This window comes from Mycobacterium sp. pV006 (genome assembly GCF_041287115.1).
Taxonomy (GTDB): Bacteria; Actinomycetota; Actinomycetes; order Mycobacteriales; family Mycobacteriaceae; genus Mycobacterium.
Genome location: NZ_JBGGKT010000037.1, coordinates 1 through 5,223, shown reverse-complemented (window position 1 = coordinate 5,223; position 5,223 = coordinate 1). Strand labels below are relative to the sequence as shown.

5 protein-coding genes and 1 pseudogene are annotated in these 5,223 nt (G+C 63.8%); 5 read left to right on the top strand and 1 reads right to left on the bottom strand.

All coding sequences use genetic code 11. From position 1 onward, the window contains the following. Positions 1-110 precede the first annotated feature (110 nt). The 4 genes from ACAG25_RS24590 (at position 111) to ACAG25_RS24575 (ending at position 4,422) form a co-directional block, all read left to right on the top strand. The gene (locus ACAG25_RS24590) at positions 111-1,517 is read left to right on the top strand and encodes an MMPL family transporter (protein ID WP_370491046.1); all 1,407 of its coding nucleotides are present in this window, start codon (positions 111-113) and stop codon (positions 1,515-1,517) included. Between the two features lie 89 nt (positions 1,518-1,606). Further along, complete coding sequence (locus ACAG25_RS24585) at positions 1,607-2,032, top strand: hypothetical protein (RefSeq protein ID WP_370491045.1); 426 nt, start codon at positions 1,607-1,609, stop codon at positions 2,030-2,032. A 233-nt stretch (positions 2,033-2,265) separates the two neighbouring features. Next, entirely contained in the window at positions 2,266-3,378 is a 1,113-nt protein-coding gene (locus tag ACAG25_RS24580; protein ID WP_011896312.1) for a diguanylate cyclase, read from the top strand. Positions 3,379-3,738: 360 nt separating this feature from the next. Continuing rightward, a complete protein-coding gene (locus ACAG25_RS24575; protein ID WP_011896311.1) occupies positions 3,739-4,422 on the top strand; it encodes a hypothetical protein in 684 nt (227 codons plus the stop codon). A 52-nt stretch (positions 4,423-4,474) separates the two neighbouring features. On the opposite strand, the pseudogene ACAG25_RS24570 reads toward ACAG25_RS24575, so the two are convergent. After that, positions 4,475-4,636, bottom strand: a pseudogene (locus tag ACAG25_RS24570) (antitoxin); the annotation flags it as partial. Between the two features lie 157 nt (positions 4,637-4,793). Between ACAG25_RS24570 and ACAG25_RS24565 the strand changes: the two are divergent. Beyond that, complete coding sequence (locus ACAG25_RS24565) at positions 4,794-4,973, top strand: hypothetical protein (protein ID WP_244880935.1); 180 nt, start codon at positions 4,794-4,796, stop codon at positions 4,971-4,973. The last annotated feature ends 250 nt before the right edge of the window (positions 4,974-5,223 follow it).

Here is a 5,223-nt window from a genome sequence, read left to right as displayed (position 1 = left end):
ACCATTTCGCAGCAGCCGCCTGATCGGCGCAGAGCGACAGCCTACCTCTGACTGCCGCCAATCTTTGCAACAGAGCCGCCGCACGAGCGGTCGGAACGGCCGGTAGTGCGGTGTTTTTTGCCGGTGCCACGGTCATCATCGCGCTGCTGGCTTTGATCATCGTTGACATCACGATCCTGACCACGATGGCGCTGGCAGCCGCGGCGACCGTCGGGATCGCGGTCCTGGCCGCACTCACCCTGCTGCCCGCGCTGCTCGGGCTTGTCGGGGAAAACATCTGCTCACCGAAAACCCGCGCGCGGGCCGCGACGACAGCGGCGGCCAGCGGCTCAGCCCACCGGGTCGCCGATAGGTGGTCCCAATTCGTGACCAAGCACCGACTGCTCGCCATTGCCGCGTCGGTCGGTATCGCCGGTCTGCTCGCGGTCCCCGCGCTGGATATGAATCTGGGTCTGCCCTCAGGGGCGAGCTATCACCCCGACACCGCGCAACGGCAGAGCTTCGATGTGGTTGCCGAGGCGTTCGGCCCCGGCTCCAACGGTCCGCTGGTCGTGACGGCGACCCATCGCGGTGACGCACCACTGCCGCCGACGGCGACCCGGGTGATCGCCGAGGATCTCCAGCGTGTGGATGGGGTCGCCGCAGTATCGGTCGCCGGAACCGGCGTGGACGGAAACACTGTGCTGTTCTCCGTCATCCCCGCGACCGGGCCTACCGACACCTCGACCGCCGATATCGTGACCGCGCTACGCGAGCAGGCCCCGATGATCGCCGCGCACTCCGGGGCCGATATCGGTGTCACCGGGTTCACCGCTCTGGGGATCGACGTGACCGACAAACTCGCCGACGTACTGCCGGTCTACCTGGCCATCGTGGTCGGTCTGTCCCTGGTGATCCTGCTGCTGGTGTTCCGTTCGATCCTGATCCCGCTGAAGGCCACCCTGGGGTTCCTGCTCAGCATCGGTGCGGCCTTCGGTGCGACCACCGCGCTGTTCCAATGGGGCTGGGGGCAGCCGCTTCTTGGTATGGATTCCACCACCCCAGTGCTGTGTCTGCTGCCCATCATCGCCACCGGTGTGCTCTACGGCCTGGCCATGGACTACGAAGTCTTCCTGGTCTCGTCGATGAAAGAAGCCCACACCCACGGCCACCACGGAACACACGCTGTCACACAAGGTTTCGGGATGGCCGGCAAAGTCGTGACCGCGGCCGCGATCATCATGACCAGTGTCTTCGCCGGGTTCATCTTCAACCCCGAACCGATGATCGCCCAGGTCGGCTTCACCCTGGCCATCGGCATCCTCATCGATGCCTTCCTGGTCCGCATGACCCTGGTGCCGGCTGTCATGGCCGCCCTCGGCGACAAAGCCTGGTGGATCCCAGCCTGGCTGGATCGCCTGCTGCCCGACCTCGACATCGAAGGAGATGCCCTGCAACGCCGCCTGGGCGGCGCGGCAGCCGACAGCCACACCGCTGAGCGCGTCGAGAGCGCAGCACTGGGCGGAGGCCACCAGTGACGAGCCCGCACAGCCCACACCGGTCTCCCATCGGGCCGCCACGACCCGGTGCTCGTGAGCGGGCCCGGCTCATTGCCTGGACGACCACGGTGGTTGTCGGTGCCGGCTACGCAACCGCGCACCGCCTCGCCCGTGGGTTGCACGACCCGGACAGCTGGAATCTCGGCGACTGCCGGGGCGACCAGATCCCGGGCAAGATCTACGCGCACTACACCTACGCCCGGGCGCGCGACGAAATCAACGCCGCCCTACGGCGCTGCGGTTACGGCCAACTCACCGCAAGCGTGGAGCGCTACGCGTGCGAGCACCTCGCCGATGCCGCCGCTCCCGCGGTGTGGGGCAGCATTTTTGCGAGACGCTCACACTCAGACATTCACCGAGACATCTGCGAGGGCCTCGACACCGCCACGCTCACCCTGGCCGCACAACTAGCCGCCCTCCTCGACGACAACAGTCACGGGCAACCCCGCACAGGCAAACGCAACGAGTCGGCCGAGGGCACATTCAACATGTGAGGCCGATGGGGTTCGCACGGCACCTGGCTCGGCTCAACGCCACCGACGAAGTGCGGCACGCTACGCCATAGAGGTGGAGTTTGCCGATCCCGCTGCGGAGCATGCCGGATGTAATTGGTGACATGCCCCATTGCCGAGGCGGGTTAGGCTCCTTGTGATAGCCGGAATGGTCGGTTTGGTACTTGCGGACCCCTCGGACGGGGGGCGCTCATCACACCAAGGGGGGGCGGGGGGTGCGCACCAATCGCCGAAGCCTGCTGACGTTTTGTCGGCTGATGGCCCAATGGTGGCACCAGCCCATCGACTACACCGGATACGTCCAGTTTTTCGCCCAACGGGCGATGGCGGGCGCGATAGCGCTGATGATCGGGGCCGGGATCGGGCTGACCGCCGTCGTTTCCGTGGCGATGCTGCTGCCCACCTCCAGTGCGCCGTCGCAGATCGTGGTGGTCCTGTTTGCCGCGCTCAACGTGTTCTGGGCGCTGAGCTGGTGCACCCGCCCGTGGCCTTCGCTGCGGCGATCCCGGATGTTCATCACCTCCGCCGATATCGGCATCACCATGCTGGCGCTGATCGATTCCCACTGGCTCACCGGGTTGTTCGCACTGAACTTCTTCGCCCTGATCTCGGTGTATCTGGTGTTCTTCGACGGACCTAAAGCGTTGGCGCTGCATTCGGCTCTGATCCTGCTGACCACACTGAGCTTCATCGCCCTCACCGGCGCGCACAACGGCCTCGGCAGCGACAGCTGGGCTGTCGTCGGGATCCTTGGGGCAGTGGTACCGGTGGTGTCCACATCGTTGGGAGTGCAATTCGGCATCCACACCCTGCGCATGGATGCCATCGAATCATCCACCGATCCGCTCACCGGCGCGCTGAACCGCCGCGGCCTCCACCTCAACATTGGTGATCTGCTCAACCAGGCCACATCCCGCGAGGACGCAGTTGTGGTGATCGTGGTTGACATCGACCGGTTCAAGCAGATCAACGACACTTTCGGCCATGCTGTCGGTGACAAGGTGCTGGTGCGCTGCGCCCAACACATCAGGGAAACCACCAGTCCGACAGCGCTCGTCGCACGGGTAGGCGGTGAGGAGTTCGTCATTATCGATCTCGCCCCACCCGATCAGGCCGGGCTGATCGCAGAGCAGATCAGACAATCCATCACAACATCGAGTCATCAACCCGAAATCACCGCAAGTGTCGGCGTGACCACCATGAACCGTGCCCAATTCCTCGCACCCGACGCAGATCCGCACCAAGTGCTGCACACCGCGATCACCCAAGCCGACCGCGCCATGTTCGAAGCCAAACGCCACGGCGGCAACACCACCCACCACACATGACCCAGGCTCATTCCGTTGAACCGAACTCAGCTCCCGACAATGAGACAAGAACTGATCGACCTCGAATCTTTAGAAATGAGACGTTCCCACCGTTGGGCAAAGCAGCGGTGCGTTGAGAGAGTCGAGCTAGCGGGCCGGCCAAAGGGCGAGCCCCTCATCAGTGAGCCTCAGCCAAGCAAAGGTCGTCCAACTACTGCCATTCTTCCAGCCACGGCAGACAGTCAGCGCGCATACTTCCCGTGCGACCGTATCCAGAGACAACCGCATACCGTCATCCGGTCAACTGCAAGCACCATCTCCGAGCCGCCGGGTAACGGGTCTACGGCCACCCACAAGTAAGGGGCGACGGGCAAAACCAGGATGGACGATTCGAGAACCAATGCCCTGCAGACGGGTCAGGCTGCATCGACCTCACCGACGCCGCGCGACGGGCTCACAGCTGCTGACGCTCTCGACGAACTGTGCCTGCGCTTAGTGGAGTGCCGATTGGTGATCCAGGCGCTCACCAACCAGATCGACCTGGACATGCGGACTCTGGAATCCAACCTGCACATGCTCGAACACCGCGCCCGACAAACCAGAGAGGCAGCCAGCTTGATCTGTCAAGGCGCCGAACTCGTCGATGGCCGGCCCAGCGAGACATTGCCCTGGAACATCACCACGAGGCACTACATAGCGGTGAAGCGCGGAGCCACCCAAATGAACCCCGAACCGACACGACTGGAACAGACCAACCCTGCATTAGCCGAGGCAGTGGCTGCGCCGCCCTTCTATGACTACGACCGGAAACAACGGTGCCGGGCCACCAACGACGACGGGTCACAATGCTCAGAACCTGCGCTCTACCTGGGCAATCACGACTTCGCCAACTGCGAACACCATGCCCCCGAAACCCTCGTCACCCGGCGCCTCGAATTTCGCGCCTCAGCGTCCGCACGAGCAGAAGCCACCCAAGCCATGATCCGCACGCAACAGACGTACGGACGCAAAGTCATCGACGAATGGCTGCACCGCCGATACACCCAACCAGCCTGGTTTCATTGATCACCGGTCCACCCGTCACGCCGCGGACGTGGTGCGATGTCGCCGGGAGCGGTCATAGACCGGAGGCCCGGTTCGCCCGATAGATCTTCTGCGCGTAGTCGTCGATGTTCAGCGCGGCGGCGGGTGTCGTTGTGTAGCTTTTCAGCGCGATCTAGAGATGCTCGTGGCGCAATGCTTGCTCCACGAATTCGGATCGGTTGAGCCCAGCCGACACCTCGTCTTTCTCCATACCCATCGTCCTACCAAAAGTAGGATCACTGGGTCACATTGCAGCGTCCGAGGCGCAGAGGATGATTTCACTCATGACCGCCCAAGATCGTGGCAGCGCACGCTTAGCCAGACTGCTAGCAGACCCGCAACGTGCAGCTCGTGTGGCCGCCATCCGCGAACAGATGAACCAGCCCAGCCCCGATTGGTCCGGGCCGGACGACGATGAAAACGACCTCCCGCCCGCCCGCATCATGACTGTCGACGATTTGCACCGCGCCGCCGCGGCGGCGACCGACGTCGATGATCCCGACATTATGGGCGCCGCGTGGCGCCGGGACTAGCGCTGATGCACTAAATCGGCAGTGCCGCAATGACTGCCGACATACGACGTGGCAGCTTTTGTGCACGCCGACGTCGGTGTCCGGTTTTAGGCTTGGAGCATGTACCCGAGCTCAGGCGTACCCGGGACGGGGCCTGTACAGGCCCCGCAGATGCTGCCCCCTCACACACGAAGTGAACCGCCCTGGTTCTACTGGAGGCTCGATCTATTGGATTGCGACCAGTGGTTGGTCGCTCCGTGGGGCATCGTAG

Bases quoted from the DNA above. Each gene is read 5' to 3' on its own strand.
- ACAG25_RS24575 (WP_011896311.1), top strand. From the start codon at position 3,739: ATGGACGATTCGAGAACCAATGCCCTGCAGACGGGTCAGGCTGCATCG.